Consider the following 22,972-nt stretch of genomic DNA (forward strand, 5'->3'; position numbering starts at 1 on the left):
TGGTGTATTGGAGGAGATGAGAATGACATTGATGAAATTACTGGCCATTGACCTAGGTGCTAGTTCAGGTCGTGTCATGCAAGCAATTTACAATGGCCATAGTATCCAGCTATCAGAAGTTCATCGCTTCAAAAACGAGCCGATGAACGTGAATGACGGTCTTTATTGGAATATCCTGCATCTGTTTGGAGAAATTAAGATTGGGATCAAGAAAGCTTCAGTAGATGGGATTCCTATTCGATCTATATCCGTTGATACATGGGGAGTGGACTATGCCTACCTAGACCAAAACGGTGATCTGCTCTACCAGCCGCATTGTTATCGTGACAATCGTATGGGGCAATACGAAGAAACTTTTTATAAGAAAATCAGCAAAGAGGCGCTTTTTGAGGAGACAGGCGTACAGCCTGCCTGCATTAATACTGTCCTGCAAATATTCGCTGATTTGCAGGAAAAGTCCCATTTGGCAAGAGTTGCAGAGCGCGTGCTCTTCATGCCGGATTTGATTAACTATCTTTTGTCAGGTGTTTTATCCAGCGAGTATACCATTGCCAGCAGCAGTGGTTTACTCAATATCGATTCTCAGACCTGGTCTGACAGCGTTTTTGAAACGCTGGGGATTCCTAAAAAGTGGTTTGGTGAGGTGACACAGGGAGGAAAAGTCCTTCGAAGTCTGTCGCCACGGATCACACAAGAGCTGAAAATTGAGCCATTTGATGTCATTGCAGGGGCTGGTCATGATACAGCGGCAGCTGTTCTGGCTATTCCTTATGCGAATGAGCAGCCAACAGCCTTTATCTCTTGCGGTACTTGGTCTCTGGTCGGTCTAGAATCTCAGAATCCTGTAACCAGCCAGGAAGCTTTAGCGGCCAATCTGACCAATGAAGGCTGCTTTGACGGACGCTATCGGATTTTGAAGAATACGACAGGGCTCTGGATTATCCAAGAACTGCAGCGGGACTGGCGCTTGCAAGGTCAGGACATCAGCTTTGCTGAAATGGTGACACTGGCAAGAAACGTCACGAATAATCGCTCTTGGATTAACCCCAATGATGCTATTTTTGCAGCCCCAGGAGACATGGAGGCTAAGGTCAAGGAGCGTTGCCATATGACTAACCAGCCTGTCCCTCAAAGCAAAGGAGAGGTTGTCCGAGTGGTCTTGGAAAGTCTCGCTTTTGCCTATCGTCAAACCGTGGAGCAAATTGAGAGCTTGACCGGTCAAAAAATCGAGCAGATTCACATGGTCGGAGGCGGTATCCAAAATGAACTGCTCTGTCAGCTGACAGCTGATGTAAGCCAGAAACCAGTCCTAACAGGGCCGATTGAAGCCAGCGCTTTGGGAAATATTTTGGCACAGCTTTTGACCTTGGGTGAGATTCAAGATCGGCAGACTGCCCAAAAGCTCATCAAGGATTCAGAAAAGACCAAGCAATACCAGCCTCAAGAGGATTCAGATTTGGCTCGGTCCTATCAAGAATTTCAAGCAAGAATGAAAGTAGGAAGCTAGATGTTAAAGCATATTCCAACTATTTTAAGTCCAGAGTTAGTCAAGTATCTGATGGAGATGGGGCACGGAGATGAAGTGGTCATTGCCGATGCAAACTTCCCTGCCCATCGGATTGGTCAGCGGGTTGTTCGCTGTGATGGGCACGGAGTTCCAGCGCTGCTAGATGCTATCTTGACTGTCCTGCCCCTGGATGCTTATAGTGATTACCAAGCAGGCCTTATGCAGGTAGTGCCGGGAGATCCGACCGTACCAGTCATCTGGGATGACTACAAGGCTTTGTTAGAAAAGCACTATCCAGGTACAGCCATCAAAGAATTTGAACGCTTTGCTTTCTATGAGCAGGCGGAAAAAGCTTATTTGGTCATCCAAACGGGCGAAGGAGCTCTGTACGGCAACATCATTTTGAAAAAAGGTGTCATTGCCAGCTAATGAAAAAACAGGTAAGAGATGGGCAAGGTTGCTTCTGGAAAGGAGTGTCCTTGTTCCTCATCCTTATCTGGGGCTTTCTTTGCTTTTTTTATCAATCTGCTTGTTAAAAAAATCACAAAAACTTGCAAAAAGCAAAATTTTGCAGTATCATTATATTAACAATATAAATCAAAAGGAGAAAATATATGTCTACATTTTACGTACCCGCTGTCAATCTTATTGGCAAGGGGGTTGTCAAGGAAGTTGGTCCTTATGTTAAGGAGCTGGGTTACAGCAAGGCCTTGCTGGTGACGGATAAATTTATCGAAGGCAGCGATATCCTGCCACAAATCCTAGCACCACTAGATGCAGAAGGCATCCAGTATGTGGTCTTCAGCGATGTTGAGCCAAACCCGACTTGTAAGAATGTCATGGATGGTGTAGCTGCTCTCAAGGAACACAACTGTGACTTCATCATCAGTGTCGGCGGCGGTTCACCGCAGGATGCGGCTAGCTGTATTTCAGTAATTGCGACAAATGGTGGCAAACCACAAGACTACGAAGGTTTGCACAAGTCTGCTAAGAAAGGTCTGCCGGTAGTGGCAATCAATACCACAGCGGGAACTTCAGCTGAAATTACCATTAACTATGTCATCACAGATGAAGAACGCAAGGTTAAGATGGTTATGGTGGACAAGAATAGCTTGGCTCTGATCTCAGTCAATGACCCTGAACTCATGGTATCCAAACCAGCCGCCCTCACAGCAGCAACAGGGATGGATGCTTTGACTCACGCGGTCGAAGCTCTCGTCACACCAGGAGCTTACGGTGTAACCAAGAAATTATCTATCGGAGCCATTGAACTTATCAAGGAATACCTACCTCGTGCGGTTGCAAATGGCCATGATATTGAAGCGCGTGAAGGCATGGTGAATGCCATCTTCCTTGGCGGTATGTCCTTTAACAATGCTGGTCTAGGTTATGTTCACTCTATGGCTCACCAGCTAGGGGCAGTTTATAATCTGCCGCATGGTGTCTGCTGTGCCATGCTCCTGCCAGTTGTAGAGCGTGAAAATGCGAAACGGGTACCAGAAGCTTTCCGCAATGTTGCCAAAGCCCTTGGTCTGCAAATCGAAGGCAAGACTGACGAAGAATGTGCAGCTTATGCCATTTCTGAAATCGAAAAACTGTCTGAAACGGTTGGTATTCCGAAGAAACTTACTGAACTTGGTATCGAAGAAAAGGACTTTGACTTTGACTACCTATCTAAAAACGCTTTGATTGATGCTTGTGCGCCAGGCAATCCATTCATGCCAACTCTAGAAGAAACGATTGCTTTTTATAAAGAACTCTTCTAAGAACGAAAAAATTCTGAAACAAACAAGGCTCTGCATGACTCTAACTTGCAGGGCTTGTTTTTATAGGAATGAAAAGGACCTAAACAAAAAAACGATTACAACTGTAAATTTATTTTAAAAAATTATGTAAAATCTATTGACAAATAAATTATGTCATGATAAAATTACAACCGTAAACAAAAAGTTTACGTAAATTTAATCAGAAGGTATGAATACAGCCGGAAGGCGATTATTTTTGGGAGGATTGGAAATTATGTAAAATCATCTTCTTTTGAAAGAGATTTAATTCACTCATAAAAGTAGAGACTAAATCAGTCTTGATTTTTGGAAATGAAATAAGTTATGTAAAGTAATGGACAGGAGAAGATCTCCCAAATGAATATTTATAGTAGATAAGGAAAAGATTTCTTATCTGAAATTTTGGTAAAAACAAAAATTATGTAAAGCGAAAAATGAAGAAAAGTGAGGCAATGCTATGAACAATAACTACAACAATTTTAACAATATGGACGATCTTTTCAACCAACTCATGGGGCGCATGGGCGGCTATAACAGCGAACATCGGCGCTACTTGATTAATGGTAGAGAGGTCACACCGGAAGAGTTTGCTCAGTACCGGGCTACTGGCAAGCTCCCCGGTCAAGGAGCAGGTGAGCAGACTAGCCAGACTGCTGCTCAGGGACCTAAGCAGGATGGTATCCTGGCTAAGCTAGGTCGCAATCTGACTCAGGAAGCTCGTGATGGTAAGTTGGATCCAGTCATTGGGCGCAATAAGGAAATCCAAGAAACTGCTGAAATCCTTTCCCGCCGGACTAAGAATAATCCTGTATTGGTTGGAGATGCCGGAGTTGGTAAGACAGCTGTCGTAGAAGGATTGGCTCAGGCTATCGTCAATGGTGATGTGCCAGCGGCCATCAAGAACAAGGAAATTATTTCTGTTGATATTTCCGGTCTGGAAGCTGGTACTCAATATCGTGGTAGCTTTGAAGAAAATATCCAAAACTTGGTCAATGAAGTCAAGGAAGCCGGCAACATTATCCTCTTCTTTGATGAAATCCATCAAATCCTGGGAGCAGGATCTACTGGCGGAGACAGCGGGTCCAAGGGCTTGGCGGATATTCTTAAGCCAGCGCTTTCTCGTGGGGAGTTGACCGTTATCGGGGCTACTACTCAGGACGAGTACCGAAACACCATTCTCAAAAATGCAGCTCTGGCTCGTCGTTTCAATGAAGTCAAAGTCAATGCTCCGTCTGCCAAAGATACCTATCAGATCCTTCGAGGCATTCGGGATTTGTATGAAAAGCACCACAATGTCATCCTGCCGGATGAAGTGCTGAAAGCGGCTGTGGACTACTCTGTTCAGTATATTCCACAACGGAGCCTGCCAGACAAGGCGATTGACCTGGTCGATGTGACTGCTGCCCACCTGGCAGCCCAGCATCCAGTTACCGATGTTCATGCGGTTGAACATGAGATTGCTGAGCAAAAAGACAAGCAGGAAGCAGCTGTTGAAAAAGAAGATTATGAAGCAGCTCTGAATGCCAAGACCCGCATTGAAGAGCTGGAAAAGAAAATTCAAAACCACACCGAGGATATGAAGGTGACGGCGACAGTCAACGACGTAGCGGAGTCTGTTGAGCGGATGACGGGAGTGCCGGTATCTCAGATGGGTGCCAGCGACATTGAGCGACTCAAGGGCATGAATGACCGTCTCAAAGCCAAGGTGATTGGTCAAGACAAGGCTGTAGAAGCTGTGGCTAGGGCTATCCGCCGAAACCGTGCAGGCTTTGATGAAGGCAACCGTCCAATCGGAAGCTTCCTCTTCGTTGGTCCGACAGGTGTTGGTAAGACTGAGCTAGCTAAGCAACTGGCTCTAGATATGTTCGGTACCAAGGAAGCCATCATCCGTCTGGATATGTCAGAATACTCCGACCGGACTTCTGTTTCCAAGCTGATTGGTACGACTGCGGGCTATGTTGGTTATGATGATAACAACAATACCCTGACCGAGCGTGTGCGTCGCAATCCTTACTCTATCATTCTCTTGGATGAGATTGAAAAGGCTGATCCACAGGTGATTACTCTTCTCCTTCAAGTTCTGGATGATGGTCGTTTGACAGATGGTCAAGGGAATACAGTCAACTTCAAGAACACGGTTATCATTGCGACTTCCAATGCCGGATTTGGCTATGAAGCAGGCTTGGAAGAGGATGCAGAAAAGCCTGATCTGATGGATCGACTCAAAGCTTATTTCCGTCCAGAGTTCCTCAATCGTTTCAATGCAGTTATTGAGTTCTCTCATCTCAAGAAAGAAGATTTGATGGAGATTGTGAATCTCATGCTGATCGAAGTAAATCAAACCTTGAGCAAGAAAGAAATTGATCTGGCTGTATCTGATGCAGCTAAGGAATTCCTGCGCGACGCTGGTTATGACCAAGTCATGGGTGTTCGTCCGCTCCGTCGTGTCATTGAGCAGCAAATTCGTGACAAGGTGACTGACTTCCACTTAGACTATCTAGATGCTAAGCACTTGACGGCTGATTTGGAAGATAGTGTCTTGGTTATCAAGGAAAAGGGGGCTGTCGCATCTGAAGAAGACAAGCGGGCAGAATAAAACTTACTAAGTAAACTACCTTTTCAAAGACCTCCTTCTTAGATGAAGGCAGGTCTTTTTTTGTTGAGTAGGAATTCCAAATATCTCCTCTTTCTGGAAAGAAATTAGCATTTATCCCAAAATCTCAACTTAATCCGTCTTGACAACACCTAAAAGAAATGTTACTATTAGGTATACAAAAAGCATTGAAATCTGATGCTGATGAAAAGCCAGGATTGCTTAGGAAGTATTGGTAGAATGATACAAACTCTTGATATTGCCGAAGCAGTCAATGACTAGAATCAACCTAGATTCTCTCAAATGAGAGATTAAGCTCGCATACTTTGGGATTTTCAAGGAAAAATTTAGACAATTTGGAGGAAGGCAGCAATGACAACTTTTCTAAAAAGCAGGCAACTTTATGAAGCCAGTATATTAGCCTATCAGGGGGAACAACTCTATTTGGAAGAAAACAAGGGACAGATGACGAGTGACACGCCTTTTGCCATTGCCAGTATTTCCAAATTATACACCGATGCCATTGTTTTCCAACTGATTGACCAAGGAAAGCTGACCTATGATACAGGCTTGAAAGAAATTTTACCGCCAGAAGTGACCAAGCATTTGCCTCAAGCTGAGCAGGTAACTGTACGACATCTGCTGGATCAGATATCCGGCTTTCCAAATTATGAAATGGACCGTCAAATCAATGGAAAGGTTTTGATAGATGACTTGTACAAAGCCGATCGGCGGGTACCTTTTGAGGAAGCTCTGGAAATGATAGCAGAATTGCCAGCTAGATCATGTCTGGACGGAGATAAAGCCTACTACGCTGATATCAATGCTATGCTCTTAGGAAAAATGGCTGAAACAGTGACTGGCCAGACCGCTGAGCAACTATTAGAACAAATTATTTGCCAGCCGCTTCAGCTTAGTCAGACCCATTGGGCGACAGGCCATGAGAAACTTGCTCCCCTATACAATGGCCAGCAAACTATAGCTTTTCAAGCCTATCTTTCCAGTCAAGTCTACCAAGGCGGTATTGTGGCGACTAACAGGGAGTTAATGACTTTTATCCGTGCCTTCTTTACCGGCAGATTATTTGCAAAGTCACATATCCAACAGCCGGCTTTTCGTCCTATTCAATTCCGCCCTCTTAAGTATGGCAGCGGTATGATGCAACTGACCATTAGCTCCCTCATGTCGCTCTTTTTCGGTGACGCGCATGAAATTCGTGGCCATAGTGGGATAACAGGAAGTTTTGCCTTTTATTGTCCAGAAAAGGATGTCTTTGTCACAGGTACGTTCAACCAGACAAAAAAACGTCCCTACCCTACCATTTTTCGGGCTATTGCGGCCGGTGTCAAGAGACAGAAGGATTTAAAACAAGAGAGATGAATAATTTTTTGACGAAAGGAGACTGCTATGAAACAGTCCATAACTACAATTAAACGCAATGTCATTATCTTTGCATTCTTCAGCACCTTATGTGGCTGGATTGGTTATGTTGTTGATAAAGTAACCGGCCAGGCTCATTACGGAAATATCGGAACAGAGATAGGAAGCGGCTCTTTAGGGATGCTGATTTGGCTAGTAACTCCCTTAATCTGTACCATCTTTCTTCGAAGCTTTGGCGGAGACGGCTGGAAAGAGGCAGGGTTTTCCATTAATTTTAAAAATAATAAAAAGTTATACCTGATTAGTCTTTTAGTTTACCCTCTTGTTACGATGATAGTCATATTCTTGGGACTGATGGCACAAGGCATCAGAGTGACAGATGTGAAGGTTGAGTTCACGGCCTATCTTGGAATCTTGCTCATACAGATAGGAACTCAATTCATAAAAAATATTTTTGAAGAATCTGTTTGGAGGGCATATCTTACCAATCAATTAATCAAATTAAAATTATCCGACTTAAAACTATATCTACTTGTTGGCTTTATCTGGTGGATTTGGCATCTGTCTTACATTATGAAGTTTCTGTCTGAGAGAGAAATCCAAAATACCTTGCCGGTTGGAAGATTTACATTCTTCCTTATCGGGATGATAACTGTTGCATGCTGGACGGTCATGTATACAGTGATTTTTAGAATTACTAAGTCAGCATGGCCGCTAGTAATTATGCACAACATAATACGGAAAGGCGAGCTAACAGAGTAACAAAAGACCATAAGGTTGATTTATTTTTCTATTTAATAGAGGCAAAATACTCTCAAAAGTCTGTAAAATTGGAAAAGTTGACATTTCAATAGATTGTGTTCTAATTTTTTTGTACATTTTCAAGTTTTTATATATGTAATTGTCAGAAAAAAGTGTATAATGGATTAGTAAATTAAATTTTAGGAGAGGATTTAATTATGAAAAAGTTGGATATTACAACCATGCCTGACTATAGGAAAGTCGAGGCTGTTGTTCAGTTGTTAGTTAACGGAACCTTAACTAGTTATCGAATTGCGACGGATGCAAACATCAGCAAGATGAGTATCCTGACCTTAACTAAAGGGACCAGCAAAATTAAGAACATTACTTATCAAACTGCGATGGCCTTAATTAATTGGTATGAAGAAAACCATGAAAAATATGGCATCACTATTCATCACAAGGCCGCAGGATAGTCTAAAACTATGATGTAGCTCAACCCTAACCCAGCTAACCATTTGGATAGCTGGGTTTTTCTATGCCTCTTAGCGATTGCCGGCTCGCAGAGTCGAGCAGAGCTTAGAGGCATAGATGCAGTTTGAGCGTTAGCGAAAACTACGTTCTGTAAAAACTTAATGAGACGAGCCAGAGGCGCAGTCGGACTTAGGAGCAGCGATGCTCACTTTCTTACTTTTTTTCTGTCCTTATGGGCAGATTTTTTTGACAGTCCAAGAGTGAACAGTCACCTGTGTAATTCTTGGTCTTTTTGTTACGCTTTCAAGATTTATAATAAATCTATAAAAAGATGAGATTATCCCTATCTTGCGATATGGGGATAATTTTCTTATAATAGATATGAGACAATTTTTATCGTTTCTACGACCATTGTTTATCCTGTTCTGATGTCAGGACAGATTTTAGTAAAAATAAGGAGAATCCAATGTCACAATTATCAGTTAATGCCATTCGCTTTTTAGGGATTGACGCGATTGAAAAGTCTAAGTCAGGTCACCCTGGTGTAGTCATGGGCGCTGCGCCGATGGCTTACGACTTGTTTACTAAACAACTTCGTATCAATCCAGAAGAGCCAAACTGGATTAACCGCGATCGCTTCGTCCTATCTGCAGGACATGGCTCTATGCTGCTTTATGCCCTGCTTCATCTGTCTGGCTTTAAAGATGTCAGCATGGAGGAAATTAAAAACTTCCGCCAATGGGGCTCTAAGACTCCAGGTCACCCAGAGTTTGGCCACACAGCCGGTGTCGATGCGACTACTGGTCCATTGGGACAAGGGATTTCTACAGCTACTGGATTTGCTCAGGCAGAGCGTTTCTTGGCTGCTAAGTACAACCGTGATGGCTATCCAATCTTTGACCACTACACTTATGTCATCTGTGGTGATGGTGATTTGATGGAAGGGGTTTCGGCAGAGGCCGCTTCTTATGCTGGCTTGCAAAAGTTGGACAAGTTGGTTGTTCTCTATGATTCAAATGATATCAACTTGGATGGAGAGACCAAGGATTCCTTTACTGAAAACGTTCGTGCCCGTTATGAAGCTTATGGCTGGCATACTGCCTTGGTGGAAGACGGAACAGATCTTGCAGCCATTGATGCAGCTATCAATGCGGCTAAGGCTTCCGGCAAGCCATCTTTGATTGAAGTTAAGACGGTTATCGGTTACGGTTCTCCAAACAAGCAAGGTACGAATGCAGTTCACGGTGCGCCTCTGGGAGCAGAAGAAGCAGCAGCGACCCGTCAAGCCTTGGGCTGGGACTATGCGCCATTTGAGATTCCTGAGGAAGTCTATGCTGACTACCGTACAAATGTAGCAGAGCGTGGTGCAGCAGCTTACGATGCTTGGAAACAGCTAGTAGAGGACTACAAGCAAGCCCATCCAGAATTGGCCGCAGAAGTAACAGCTATCATTGCTGGTCAGGATCCAGTAGAAATCAAGCCAGATGATTTCCCAGTTCTTGAGAATGGCTTCTCTCAAGCCACTCGTAATTCTAGTCAGGATGCCCTCAATGCAGCAGCTAAGGTGCTTCCGACTTTCCTCGGCGGTTCTGCTGACTTGGCTCATTCCAATATGACCTACATCAAGGAAGACGGTCTGCAGGATGATGCCCACCGTCTCAACCGCAACATCCAATTTGGTGTGCGCGAGTTTTCTATGGGAACGATCCTCAACGGTATGGCGCTTCATGGTGGTCTTCGCGTCTACGGTGGTACCTTCTTCGTCTTCTCAGACTATGTCAAGGCAGCTGTCCGTTTGTCTGCCCTTCAAGGTTTGCCAGTGACTTATGTCTTCACACACGATTCTATTGCAGTTGGTGAAGACGGCCCAACTCACGAACCGATTGAGCACTTGGCTGGTCTGCGTGCCATTCCAAACCTGACTGTTTTCCGCCCAGCAGATGCGCGTGAAACTCAGGCAGCTTGGTACCTGGCCCTTAAGAGCCAATCTACTCCGACTGCTCTGGTCTTGACCCGTCAGAATCTGACAGTTGAAGAAGGCACAGACTTTGACAAGGTAGCTAAAGGTGCTTATGTCGTTTACGAAACAGGAGCAGATTTCGATACCATCTTGCTGACTTCTGGTTCTGAGGTTAATTTGGCTGTTGCAGCTGCTAAAGCACTTGCAGCAGAAGGCGCTAAAATCCGCGTGGTCAGCGTGCCATCAACAGAGCTTTTTGATGCTCAAGATGCAGCCTACAAAGAAGAAATTCTGCCAAATGCAGTTCGTCGCCGCGTAGCAATCGAGATGGCAGCTAGCCAGCCTTGGTACAAGTATGTCGGCTTGGATGGAGCAGTGATCGGAATCGATCAGTTCGGTGCATCTGCTCCAGCAGGCAAGGTGCTGGAAGAATACGGCTTTACAGTTGAGCACGTAGCAGAAGTTGTTAAAAATCTTAAATAAAAAGACATAAAATCAGGGTGTCGGTCATCCTGATTTTTGCTTTTTAAAAAATGTATTCAGATCAGTCACGCTTCCTCCGACTTGAGACGGACTTTGCCTGAAAAGTCAGAATCGTCTTGTAAAAATAAGGGAAATCTGCTATAGTAGTTCATATATGACATTCGAAGGAGAAAATATATGAATCCAACTATGCTTATTGTCTTTGCGGTTGTACTGATCGGGATGACCTATTTCCAAATGCGTGCTCAAAAGAAACAGGCTCAGCAGCGTATGGAAAGTCTTAACAAGCTGCAAAAGGGTTATGAAGTTATTACCATCGGTGGTTTGTATGGAACGGTAGATGAAGTGGATACAGATAAAAAGACAGTTGTTCTGGATGTGGACGGTGTTTACCTGACCTTTGAACTGACAGCTATTAAGACTGTACTGCCATTGACTGAGGGTATTCCTGCTGTTGCTGGCGGTGAAGGAAGCGTTGACCTTCCAGAGGAAGAATCAGCGATTGAAGAGTAAAGAAATAAACAGCTTGCGGGCTGTTTTTTTGCTTTGGTTCATGTAGCTAGGAGGTGTTTGATTGTAACCTTATCTGCCTTGCAGTTTGGACAAGATGGGTGAGTTTGGATTCTCTGGTTGACATTTTGTCCTTATTTTATATCCTCGGGTTTGAAAAAGCGGATGAATTGCCCACATTCCAAGGATTTATGATATAATGAACTGACAAAACTTTAAATAGGATAAAAAGTATGTTTAGTTTTAAGAAAAAAGAAAAGCTGAACGCGCCGCTGAATGTTCCCAAACACATTGCTGTCATTATGGACGGCAACGGCCGCTGGGCCAAAAAAAGGATGCAGCCGCGCGTGTTCGGTCATAAGGCTGGCATGGAAACACTGCAAAAGGTGACGATTGCTGCCAAGGAAATGGGTGTTCAGGTCTTGACTGTCTATGCCTTTTCAACGGAAAATTGGTCTCGGCCGGAAAAGGAAGTTTCCTTTATCATGAATCTGCCGGTTGAATTTTACGACCGCTATGTGCCGGAGCTGCACAAGAACAATGTAAAAATCCAGATGATTGGTGATACGGCTAAGCTTCCTAAGGCGACATTTGAAGCTTTGGAAAAGGCTGAAAGCCTGACCAAGCTCAATACAGGTTTGATTCTCAATTTTGCCCTAAACTACGGTGGCCGATATGAGATCAATCAGGCGGTTAAACTGATTGCTCAGGATGTTCTGGATGCCAAACTCAGTCCCGGTGACATTACTGAGGAAGTCATTGGCAACTACCTCTATACCAGCAATTTGCCCAAGATGCTGCGCGATCCAGATCTGGTGATTCGGACCAGTGGAGAGCTGCGTCTCAGCAATTTTCTGCCTTGGCAGTCAGCCTACAGTGAGCTGTATTTTACGGATATTCTCTGGCCTGACTTTGATGAGAAGGCTTTGAAGGCTGCAATTGCAGAATACAGACGTCGGAATCGACGCTTTGGCGGTGTTTAAGGGAGAAAGCAAAAGAGTATGAGTAAAAATTTACAAAAACGTCTAATCTTTGGAGGAATCGCTCTTGCTATTTTTATTCCTCTGGTATTGACAGGAGGCGTCATCTTTCAGATTTTTGTGGGGCTGCTAGCCATGCTAGCAGTGCATGAATTTCTCCAAATGAAAGGTCTTCCGACAGCGACCATCGAAGGCGTCTTAGCCATGCTGGCAGCCTTTGTCCTAACCCTGCCCCTGGAGAACTATCTGAAGTTTCTGCCTGTGGACGGCAATGTCTTGGCCTATGGCTTGGTCGTCTTTCTTCTGTTGATTTCGACTGTTCTAGGTTCCAACTACACCTTTGAAGATGCGGCCTATCCGATTGCAGCTAGTTTTTATGTCGGCCTTGGTTTTAATGCCTTAATTGATGCCCGCTTGATGAATATTGACAAGGTCCTGCTAGCTCTCTTTATCGTCTGGGCTACTGACAGCGGAGCTTATCTGGTCGGGGTGCGTTTCGGTAAAAGAAAGCTGGCGCCGAGAGTTTCTCCTAATAAGACTATTGAAGGCAGCCTAGGCGGCATTCTATCAGCCGTTCTAGTGACTGGAATCTTTATGTTGGTTCGACCGCAAGTGTACGCTCCTTATAATGCCCTTGTCTTTTTGATTCTGGCAGTGCTCTTTAGTATTGCAGGCCAGCTAGGTGATTTGGTCGAAAGCTCAGTCAAGCGCCATTTCGGGGTCAAGGATTCTGGGAAATTCATTCCTGGCCACGGCGGTGTCTTGGATCGTTTTGACAGCCTTCTCTTCGTCTTTCCGCTGATGCATTTCTTCGGCTTGTTCTAAGACAGTCATGCATGGCTGAAAGCAAGGGATAGTTAGCTTGTCTAACGACCGCACAATCTGAGAAGGAGCTGGGATTTAGAGCTCAAAATTTTGAGTTGAGCTTCTACCCTATTTTCAAAAGTGTCAGCTATGCAGGGGCGGGAAGCTCGGTATTTGGCCGTTTTCTGCTCCTTCTTTGATTTAAAAGCAAAAACAAGATTTCTAGGAAAGGTAAAATATAGAAGTCCATGCAGTTTATAACCTTTATTATTATTTTTGGGATCATTGTGGTGGTCCATGAGTTCGGACACTTCTACTTTGCGAAGAAGTCCGGCATTTTGGTCAGAGAGTTCGCTATCGGTATGGGACCCAAGATTTTCTCCCATATTGGTAAGGATGGGACGGCCTACACGATTCGGATTTTACCCTTGGGGGGCTATGTGCGTATGGCCGGCTGGGGGGAAGATTCCACTGACATTAAGGTGGGGACACCGGCTAGTCTGACCTTGGATGCAGAGGGCAAGGTGGTTCGCATCAATCTCTCTGGCAAAAAGGTTGACCAGACAGCTCTGCCCATGAATGTGACCGGCTTTGACTTTGAGGAAAAGCTGGAAATCACAGGTCTGGTCCTTGACGAGCTCAAGACTTATGCAGTAGATCATGATGCAACGATTGTTGAAGAAGACGGCACTGAGGTGCGGATTGCACCGCTGGATGTTCAGTATCAGAATGCTAGTATCTGGGGCCGCCTCATCACCAACTTTGCTGGGCCTATGAATAACTTCATCCTGAGCGTGCTGGTATTTATGCTGCTAGCCTTTGTTCAGGGTGGTGTTCGTGATGAGAACAGCAATCATTTCCAAGTCATGGATGGTAGTGCCATAGCAGCTGCTGGGGTTCAAAATAACGACCAAATCCTTAAGATTAATGACTATGAAATTAGCAACTGGGCGGATCTAACCAGCGCTCTGGCGAAAATCACAGCCAAGAGCAAGGAAGCGCCGACCTTGTCTGTTACCTACAAGCGCGGCAGCGAAACGAAAGAGATTACCGTACAGCCTAAAAAAGACGGCAATCGTTATCTGCTAGGTGTATCCCCGACAGTCAAAACAGGCTTCTGGGACAAGGTGATTGGTGGCTTTACTGCAGCTTGGTCTACCACGGTTCGCATTTTGTCAGCTCTGAAAGATATCGTCTTCAATTTCAATATCAATAAGCTGGGCGGTCCGGTCGCTATTTACAATTTCAGCAGTCAGGCTGCCGAGCAAGGCTTGCCAGCAGTCCTTAGCCTTTTGGCCATGCTGTCGCTCAATATCGGTATTTTCAACCTGATTCCCATTCCAGCCTTGGATGGCGGAAAAATCGTCCTCAATATTCTGGAGGCTATCCGCAGAAAACCGCTGAAAAGAGAAACGGAGACCTATATCACTCTGTCTGGAGTGGCTATTATGGTCATCCTAATGATTGCCGTTACCTGGAACGATATTATGAAATTATTCTTCTAGGAAACTAAAGTTCTTAGAACTATGAAAAAGAAATTATTCAATGAAAGTCAAGGAGTTTTGTTTTTATGAAACAAAGTAAAATGTTAATTCCAACCCTGCGTGAGATGCCTAGTGATGCTCAAGTTATCAGCCACGCCCTGATGCTGCGGGCTGGCTATGTCCGTCAGGTTTCAGCTGGAGTCTATTCTTATCTGCCGCTGGCTAATCGTGTGATTGAAAAAGCAAAAAAAATCATGCGAGAAGAGTTTGACAAGATTGGTGCAGTAGAGATGCTGGCGCCAGCCCTGCTCAGTGCAGATCTCTGGCGCGAGTCTGGCCGTTATGAAACCTATGGTGAAGACCTCTACAAACTGAAAAATCGTGAGAAATCCGACTTTATCTTGGGGCCAACCCATGAGGAAACCTTTACGGCTATCGTCCGTGATTCGGTTAAATCCTATAAACAGCTGCCGCTCAACCTCTATCAGATTCAGCCTAAATACCGCGATGAAAAGCGTCCTCGTAACGGACTCTTGCGGACGCGTGAGTTTATCATGAAAGATGCCTACAGTTTCCACGCTAACTATGACAGCTTGGATGTAGCTTATGATGAATACAAGTCTGCCTATGAGAAAATCTTTACCCGCAGCGAGCTGGATTTCAAAGCCATTATCGGTGATGGTGGTGCCATGGGGGGCAAGGACAGCCAAGAATTCATGGCCATTACGCCAGACCGGACGGATTTGAACCGCTGGGTTGTCTTGGATAAATCTGTAGCCAGCTTTGATGAAATTCCTGAGGATGTTCAGGAAGCTATTCGGACAGAATTGACCAGCTGGATGGTATCTGGTGAGGATACCATTGCCTACTCCAGTGAGTCTAGCTATGCTGCCAACCTTGAAATGGCGACAGATGAATACAAGCCAGCAGGACGTGTCGTGACTGAGGAAGAAGTAGCCCGCGTTTCAACGCCTGACTGCAAGACAATTGACGAAGTTGCTGCCTTCCTTGGGCTGGATGAAAGCCAGACAATCAAGACTTTGGTTTACATGGCTGACGAGTCTCCTGTCGTAGCGCTTTTGGTCGGCAATGACCAGCTTAATGAAGTCAAGCTGAAAAATCATTTGGCAGCGGATTTCTTTGATGTGGCGAGTGAAGATCAAGTCCGTCAGCTTTTGGGTGCGGGATTTGGCTCACTAGGGCCAGTCAATCTGCCAGAAGGCGTGAGAATCATCGCTGACCGCAAGGTGCAAGACCTGGCTAACGCTGTGGTTGGGGCTAACGAAGATGGTTACCACCTGACCGGTGTCAATCCAGGTCGTGACTTTACCGCTGAGTATGTAGATATCCGTGAGGTTCGTGAGGGTGAAATTTCACCAGACGGACAAGGTATCCTCAAGTTTGCTCGTGGGATTGAGATTGGACATATCTTTAAGTTGGGAACTCGCTATTCTGACAGCATGAACGCTAATGTCTTGGACGAAAATGGCCGAGCAGTACCGATGATTATGGGTTGTTACGGTATCGGCGTCAGCCGTCTCCTGTCTGCTGTTATGGAGCAGCATGCCCGCCTCTTTGTTAACAAAACACCGAAAGGTGAATTCCGCTATGCTTGGGGCATCAACTTCCCGAAAGAGCTAGCACCATTTGATGTGCACTTAATTCCGGTCAATGTCAAGGACGAGGAAGCCTTGGCGCTAACTGACCAAATCGAAGCTAGCTTGCTAAATGCTGGTTATGAGGTCTTAGTGGATGATCGTAATGAGCGAGCTGGTGTTAAGTTCAGTGACAGCGATTTGATTGGTCTCCCAATCCGTGTGACAGTCGGTAAGAAAGCTGCAGAAGGCATTGTCGAAGTCAAGATTAAAGCTACTGGCGATACCATTGAAGTCCACGCTGATAATTTGCTAGAAACCTTGTCTATTTTGACAAAATAAAACAAACTGCCAGTTTTATCTGGCAGTTTTCTTTTGCTTATTGGAGGTGAAAATGCTATAGTAGGAAAAAATAGATTGGAGGACCGAGTGATGGGATTATTCAGCGGTTTATTAGGCAATGCCTCTCAGAAAGATATTGAAAAAACAGAAAGACAGTTGGAGGATATTCTGACAACAACAGAGAATGTGGAACTGGCTTTTAGCCTCATTCGTGACTTGATTGTCTTTACAGATAAGCGTTTAATCTTGGTCGACAAGCAGGGAATGACTGGCAAAAAGACTTCTTATAAGTCCTTTCCTTATCGCTCAATTAGCCGTTTCTCAGTGGAAACTGCGGGTCATTTCGACCTAGATGCTGAGCTGAAAATCTGGGTTTCCAGCGCTCAAGAGCCAGCAGAAGTCCTGCAATTTACCAGCGATCGCAGCGTCATCGCCATCCAAAAGGCTTTGGCAGAAGCAGTGTTAAGATAGACAGAAAAAGCCTTCTGAGCATTAACTGTAAAGTTAAATCACTCAGAAAGCTTTTTTATTCTTCTGTGAATCCTTGAGATAGCAGATAAGAGAAGAAATCTTCGGGCTTTTCCTTAAGCTTTTTGAACAGATTGTCTTCAGATGTTTCTCCTAAAGCAGCCATCACTTGTTTTTCATTTGCTTTGCTGAGGTCAAAGTGGGCAATTTGTTCAACAGTTTTCCTGTCTGCTGAAACTTTGACTTCAACTGTGACTCCGTCTAACTTGCTAAATTTATCATAAAAATCACCAGTTTTCAATTCTTCTTGATAAATGTTGTTGATTTCTTCAGTACTCTTGTTTTGCTCGTCCTCTTGTGTTGGTTTACCAGCCATAAAATCGAAGGCTAGAATCTTATTTTTCTGATAATAAACAACGATTTTATTACTGTAACCGTTAGGAATATTGTAAGAAAAAGTCTTTCTTTCAGTCTTTTCTTCTTTAGTCTTGCTTTGACTCTGATTTTGCTTGGGTTTGTTTTCTTGCTGATTCTGATTAGGCATACTGCAGGCAGTCAGGGTCAGCAGACAAGCACAGGCTAAGAGAATTTTCTTCACAATTAAGTCTCCTTTTGATAAATGTTTTTTTCTATTATATCATAACTTAGCATCATGAAAAACGACTTAATAATTGTGTAGGAACTAGCGCTTTGCCCTATTCTTTTTCTGTCGAAAAAAGTGCTGATTTATGGTAAAATAGGGTCACTACTGTACGAGGAAATGTCATGTCAAACAAGTTTGAAATTTTAATGCATCAGCTGGATATGCCACTGGAAATGAGAAATTCAGAGGCCTTTTTGAATGCAGAAATTGAGAAGGTTCTGGTCCACAAGGTCAGTCGGGTCTGGGAGTTTCATTTTTCTTTTGCGAATATTCTGCCCATTGAGATTTTTCGGGAATTGCAGAAACGCCTAGCTCAAGAGTTTTCGAAGACAGGCAATCAAGCTATTTTTGAAATTCACTGTCAGGCTCCCCAGGTATCGGATGAGATCTTGCAGGCTTATTACCAGCTGGCCTTTGAGGAAGGTCCATGTGCCAGCCATGGCTTCAAGAGTCTGTATCAGGATTTGCGGGTTCATTTGGATGGGGACAAGCTGCTGATTGAGGGGGCTTCGACCATTGATACGGAGCATTTTCGCAAGAATCACCTGCCCAATCTCAGCCAGCAGCTGATCAAGTACGGCTTTCCTCAGCTGACCTGTCAGGTTCAGCACAGCGATGAGCTGACCCAGCAGCAAGCGGAGAATTTCCAGGCGGAGAATGATAAGATTGTCCAGGCGGCCAATGAAGAGGCGCTCAAAGCCATGGAATCCCTGCAGCAGATGGCACCGCCGCCAGAGGAAAAGCCAGCCTATGACTTCCAAGCTCGCAAGGCGGCGGCTAAGCCAAAGCTGGACAAGGCAGAGACTACCCCTATGATTGAAGTTCAGACTGAGGAAAATCGTCTGGTCTTTGAGGGAATGGTCTTTGACCTAGAGCAGAAAGTTACTCGGACCGGCCGGGTCTTGCTCAATTTCAAGATGACAGACTACACTTCTAGCTTTTCCTTGCAGAAATGGATGAAAAACGAAGAAGAAGCCAAGAAGTTTGACATGATTAAGAAAGGCGCCTGGCTGCGCGTGCGGGGAAATGTGGAGATGAACAATTTCACCCGCGACCTGACCATGAATGTGCAGGATGTGCAGGCCGTCACCCACTATGAGCGCAAGGACTTGATGCCTGAGGGGCAGAAGCGGGTTGAATTTCACGCCCATACCAATATGTCTACTATGGATGCCCTGCCTGAGGTCGAGGAAATCGTGGCAACGGCCGCAAAGTGGGGCCACAAGGCTGTCGCCATTACCGACCATGGCAATGTGCAGAGCTTTCCCCATGGCTACAAAGCTGCTAAGAAAGCTGGTATTCAGCTGATTTATGGTATGGAGGCCAATATAGTAGAGGACCGGGTGCCCATCGTCTACAATGAAGTGGACATGGAGCTGAGCGATGCGACCTATGTAGTCTTTGACGTCGAAACAACAGGGCTTTCGGCGGTCTACAATGACTTGATTCAAGTTGCGGCCAGCAAGATGCACAAGGGCAATATCATCGCTGAGTTTGATGAGTTTATCAATCCTGGGCATCCTCTGTCGGCCTTTACGACGGACTTGACTGGGATTACTGATGAGCATGTCCGCAATGCCAAGCCACTGGAGCAGGTGCTGAAAGAATTTCAGGAATTTTGCCAGGACAGCGTCCTCGTTGCCCATAATGCCACCTTTGACGTGGGCTTTATGAATGTCAACTATGAGCGTCATGGCCTGCCAAAAATTACCCAGCCAGTCATTGACACGCTGGAATTTGCCCGCAACCTCTATCCGGAGTACAAGCGCCATGGTCTGGGGCCTTTGACCAAGCGTTTCCAGATTGCTCTGGAGCACCACCATATGGCCAACTATGATGCGGAAGCGACGGGTCGCCTCCTCTTTATCTTTATCAAGGATGTGGCTGAAAAGCATGGTGTGACCAATCTCAAGGATTTGAATACGGATCTGGTTGATGAGAATTCCTACAAGAAAGCTCGGGTCAAGCATGCGACCATTTATGTGAAAAATCAGACGGGACTCAAGAATATTTTCAAGTTAGTCAGTCTGTCCAATACCAAGTATTTCGAAGGTGTCCCGCGGATTCCACGGACCGTGCTGGATACCCATCGTGAAGGCCTGATTCTGGGCTCAGCCTGCTCAGAAGGCGAAGTCTATGACGCCGTTGTCTCTCAGGGGGTGGATGCGGCTGTCGAAGTGGCCAAGTATTATGACTTTATCGAGGTCATGCCACCGGCTATCTATGAGCCGCTGATTGCCAAGGAGCAAATCAAGGACCAGGAAGAATTGCAGACCATTATTCGCAATCTAATTGAGGTCGGAGATCGCTTGGGCAAGCCTGTCCTTGCGACGGGGAACGTCCACTATATCGAGCCGGAAGAAGAAATCTATCGTGAGATTATCGTCCGGAGTCTCGGTCAGGGAGCCATGATTAACCGGACCATTGGTCACGGTGAAAATGCCCAGCCGGCGCCGCTTCCTAAGGCTCACTTCCGGACCACTAATGAGATGCTGGACGAATTTGCCTTTCTAGGCGAGGATTTGGCTAAGAAGCTAGTTATCACCAATCCGAATCAGCTGGCCGAGACCTTTGAGCCGGTTGAGGTAGTTAAGGGCGACCTCTATACGCCTTTCATTGACAAGGCTGAGGAGACAGTTGCTGAGCTGACCTATCAAAAAGCCTTTGAGATTTATGGTAATCCACTGCCAGATATCGTGGACTTGCGGATTGAAAAAGAGTTGACCTCCATCTTGGGGAATGGCTTTGCCGTGATTTATCTGGCTTCGCAGATGCTAGTGCAACGATCCAATGAGCGGGGTTATCTGGTAGGTTCACGGGGGTCAGTCGGTTCCAGCTTTGTCGCGACCATGATTGGGATTACCGAGGTCAATCCTTTGTCGCCCCACTATGTCTGTGGCAAATGCCAATACAGCGAGTTCATCACGGACGGCTCCTATGGTTCTGGCTTTGATATGCCGGATAAGGACTGTCCAGAGTGTGGTCACAAGCTGAGCAAGAACGGTCAGGATATTCCTTTTGAGACCTTCCTTGGATTTGACGGCGACAAGGTACCCGATATTGATTTGAACTTCTCTGGAGAGGATCAGCCGAGCGCCCACTTGGACGTGCGGGATATCTTTGGTGCGGAGTATGCCTTTCGGGCTGGTACTGTTGGTACCGTTGCGGCTAAGACGGCCTATGGATTTGTCAAGGGCTACGAGCGCGACTACGGGAAGTTCTATCGGGACGCAGAAGTTGAGCGTCTGGCGCAGGGAGCTGCCGGAGTCAAGCGGACGACTGGACAACACCCGGGCGGAATCGTTGTTATCCCTAACTACATGGATGTTTATGACTTTACACCGGTCCAATATCCAGCTGATGATGTGACGGCTGAGTGGCAGACCACCCACTTCAACTTCCACGATATCGATGAAAATGTCCTCAAGCTAGACGTTCTGGGACACGATGATCCGACCATGATTCGGAAGCTTCAAGACTTGTCTGGCATTGATCCAAATGATATTCCTATGGATGATGCTGGCGTCATGGCCCTCTTTTCTGGGACAGACATTCTGGGTGTAACTCAGGAGCAAATCGGCACGCCGACTGGTATGCTGGGAATTCCGGAGTTTGGGACCAACTTTGTACGGGGCATGGTTGATGAGACCCATCCGACAACCTTTGCGGAGCTCTTACAGCTATCTGGTCTCTCTCATGGTACGGACGTATGGCTGGGGAATGCTCAAGACTTGATCAAGCAAGGGATTGCTGACCTGTCCACCGTTATCGGCTGTCGGGACGACATCATGGTTTACCTCATGCACAAGGGCTTGGATCCTAAAATGGCCTTTACGATAATGGAGCGCGTGCGGAAGGGCCTTTGGCTGAAGATTTCTGAAGAAGAGCGTAACGGCTACATCGCAGCCATGAAGGAAAACAATGTGCCAGAATGGTACATCGAGTCCTGCGGAAAAATCAAGTACATGTTCCCCAAGGCCCATGCGGCAGCCTACGTTATGATGGCCTTGCGGGTGGCCTACTTCAAGGTGCATCATCCGATTTATTACTACTGTGCTTATTTCTCCATCCGGGCTAAGGCCTTTGATATCAAGACTATGAGTGGCGGACTTGATGTCGTCAAACGCCGGATGAACGAAATCGCTGAAAAGCGCAAGAACAACGAAGCCTCCAATGTAGAAATTGACCTTTATACGACTCTGGAAATCGTCAATGAAATGCTGGAGCGGGGCTTCAAATTCGGAAAGCTGGATCTCTACAAGAGCCATGCGACTGAGTTTCTCATCGAAGAGGATACCCTTATCCCACCATTCTCTGCTATGGACGGTCTGGGTGACAACGTTGCCCGCCAAGTGGTCAGAGCGCGGGAAGAAGGCGAATTCCTCTCTAAGACAGAGCTCCGCAAACGTGGCGGCCTCTCTAGCACCCTAGTCGAAAAAATGGACGACATGGGAATTCTGGGCAATATGCCTGAGGATAACCAGTTGAGTTTGTTTGATGAGTTGTTTTAAGAAGGATGTTTATGGAAAATATTACGAAACAATTTAATGCGGTTGCTTTAGAATATGATTGGGTAACCACTCTTTTGGAAGGCAAGCCCGATTATCTACTGGATAATTTGCCTGACAGTAGAGTTTCCGCTTTGGATATTGGTTGTGGCGGAGGGAATACCTGCATTTTTCTGTCTTCATATTTTCAACATGTGACAGGAATAGATCTTTCTGCGGATTTTCTGCAGATAGCAAAAGATAAAGTAGAAAAAGAAGATTTACAGAATGTAGAATTACTGCAGGATGATTTTTTAACCGCTGTTTTTGAGAAACAATTTGATTTTATTTTCAGTCGAACGACATTTCATCATTTGGACATCCCTGAAGCTTTGGAAAAATGTAAGAAATTACTAAAGCCAGGTGGCATCCTGTTTGTTATGGACAATGTATCAGAAAAGCCCACTCCTTCAACTTGGACCTATATTGTAGGCGCTTATTTAGATTTTCCTCGACACTGGAAAAGATTCGGCTTGAAAAATGCCAGAAGAATCTTCAAACATAGCACCTCCAAATCTTGGCTCAATCATTTAGCAACAGATCGCTACCTTTCTAAAAAAGGATATGAAGAGATTTATGGGAAGTTGCTGCCAGGCTATAAATTAATTTCGGATGGCTGGAATATGAAAGTCATCTGGCAAAAAAACAGTGTATGATTAGCAAAGAAAGGACTTTCT

The 22,972-nt window shown here is 45.4% G+C and carries 17 protein-coding genes; 16 read left to right on the forward strand and 1 reads right to left on the reverse strand.

Features of this window, described 5'->3' with window-relative positions:
* The first annotated feature begins 22 nt into the window (after window positions 1-22).
* From O3621_RS03760 to O3621_RS03825, 14 genes are all read left to right on the forward strand, one after another.
* The gene (locus O3621_RS03760; protein WP_314448670.1) at window positions 23-1,507 is read left to right on the forward strand and encodes a rhamnulokinase family protein; all 1,485 of its coding nucleotides are present in this window, start codon (window positions 23-25) and stop codon (window positions 1,505-1,507) included.
* On the forward strand, window positions 1,508-1,936 hold the full coding sequence (locus O3621_RS03765) for an RbsD/FucU domain-containing protein (RefSeq protein ID WP_314448668.1): 429 nt from the start codon (window positions 1,508-1,510) through the stop codon (window positions 1,934-1,936).
* A gap of 185 nt (window positions 1,937-2,121) precedes the next feature.
* Window positions 2,122-3,273 (forward strand): iron-containing alcohol dehydrogenase, encoded by a 1,152-nt coding sequence (locus O3621_RS03770; protein WP_125340330.1) that lies wholly within the window; start codon window positions 2,122-2,124, stop codon window positions 3,271-3,273.
* Between the two features lie 475 nt (window positions 3,274-3,748).
* Window positions 3,749-5,887: an ATP-dependent Clp protease ATP-binding subunit gene (locus tag O3621_RS03775; RefSeq protein ID WP_371513709.1), complete on the forward strand. Its 2,139-nt coding sequence runs from the start codon at window positions 3,749-3,751 to the stop codon at window positions 5,885-5,887.
* Window positions 5,888-6,256: 369 nt separating this feature from the next.
* Window positions 6,257-7,264 carry a serine hydrolase domain-containing protein gene (locus O3621_RS03780; protein ID WP_314448662.1) on the forward strand — a complete coding sequence of 336 codons (1,008 nt, stop codon included), beginning with the start codon at window positions 6,257-6,259 and terminating at the stop codon, window positions 7,262-7,264.
* A 27-nt stretch (window positions 7,265-7,291) separates the two neighbouring features.
* Window positions 7,292-8,026 carry a type II CAAX prenyl endopeptidase Rce1 family protein gene (locus O3621_RS03785; RefSeq protein ID WP_314448661.1) on the forward strand — a complete coding sequence of 245 codons (735 nt, stop codon included), beginning with the start codon at window positions 7,292-7,294 and terminating at the stop codon, window positions 8,024-8,026.
* Between the two features lie 197 nt (window positions 8,027-8,223).
* The gene (locus O3621_RS03790) at window positions 8,224-8,481 is read left to right on the forward strand and encodes a hypothetical protein (RefSeq protein WP_002927965.1); all 258 of its coding nucleotides are present in this window, start codon (window positions 8,224-8,226) and stop codon (window positions 8,479-8,481) included.
* Between the two features lie 464 nt (window positions 8,482-8,945).
* A complete protein-coding gene (gene tkt, locus O3621_RS03795) occupies window positions 8,946-10,922 on the forward strand; it encodes a transketolase (protein ID WP_371513712.1) in 1,977 nt (658 codons plus the stop codon).
* A gap of 177 nt (window positions 10,923-11,099) precedes the next feature.
* Complete coding sequence (gene yajC, locus O3621_RS03800; RefSeq protein WP_002927941.1) at window positions 11,100-11,435, forward strand: preprotein translocase subunit YajC; 336 nt, start codon at window positions 11,100-11,102, stop codon at window positions 11,433-11,435.
* Between the two features lie 230 nt (window positions 11,436-11,665).
* The gene (locus O3621_RS03805; protein ID WP_111675264.1) at window positions 11,666-12,415 is read left to right on the forward strand and encodes an isoprenyl transferase; all 750 of its coding nucleotides are present in this window, start codon (window positions 11,666-11,668) and stop codon (window positions 12,413-12,415) included.
* 18 nt (window positions 12,416-12,433) lie between these two features.
* A complete protein-coding gene (locus O3621_RS03810) occupies window positions 12,434-13,237 on the forward strand; it encodes a phosphatidate cytidylyltransferase (RefSeq protein ID WP_371513714.1) in 804 nt (267 codons plus the stop codon).
* 227 nt (window positions 13,238-13,464) lie between these two features.
* Window positions 13,465-14,721, forward strand: coding sequence for an RIP metalloprotease RseP (rseP, locus tag O3621_RS03815; RefSeq protein WP_371513716.1), 1,257 nt, complete (start codon window positions 13,465-13,467; stop codon window positions 14,719-14,721).
* A gap of 65 nt (window positions 14,722-14,786) precedes the next feature.
* Window positions 14,787-16,637 carry a proline--tRNA ligase gene (locus O3621_RS03820; protein WP_314448647.1) on the forward strand — a complete coding sequence of 617 codons (1,851 nt, stop codon included), beginning with the start codon at window positions 14,787-14,789 and terminating at the stop codon, window positions 16,635-16,637.
* Window positions 16,638-16,727: 90 nt separating this feature from the next.
* Entirely contained in the window at window positions 16,728-17,108 is a 381-nt protein-coding gene (locus O3621_RS03825) for a PH domain-containing protein (RefSeq protein ID WP_032905620.1), read from the forward strand.
* Between the two features lie 55 nt (window positions 17,109-17,163).
* Here the strand turns inward: O3621_RS03825 and O3621_RS03830 are convergent, their stop codons facing one another.
* Window positions 17,164-17,703, reverse strand: coding sequence for a DUF1307 domain-containing protein (locus O3621_RS03830; protein ID WP_371513719.1), 540 nt, complete (start codon window positions 17,701-17,703; stop codon window positions 17,164-17,166).
* A 167-nt stretch (window positions 17,704-17,870) separates the two neighbouring features.
* Here O3621_RS03830 and O3621_RS03835 point away from each other — a divergent pair, with 167 nt between their 5' ends.
* Entirely contained in the window at window positions 17,871-22,259 is a 4,389-nt protein-coding gene (locus tag O3621_RS03835; protein WP_371513720.1) for a PolC-type DNA polymerase III, read from the forward strand.
* An 11-nt stretch (window positions 22,260-22,270) separates the two neighbouring features.
* Window positions 22,271-22,951, forward strand: coding sequence for a class I SAM-dependent methyltransferase (locus tag O3621_RS03840; protein WP_314448639.1), 681 nt, complete (start codon window positions 22,271-22,273; stop codon window positions 22,949-22,951).
* Window positions 22,952-22,972: the final 21 nt, after the last annotated feature.

This window comes from Streptococcus sp. 20925_1_22 (assembly GCF_041431685.1).
In the GTDB taxonomy this organism is placed as follows: Bacteria; Bacillota; Bacilli; order Lactobacillales; family Streptococcaceae; genus Streptococcus.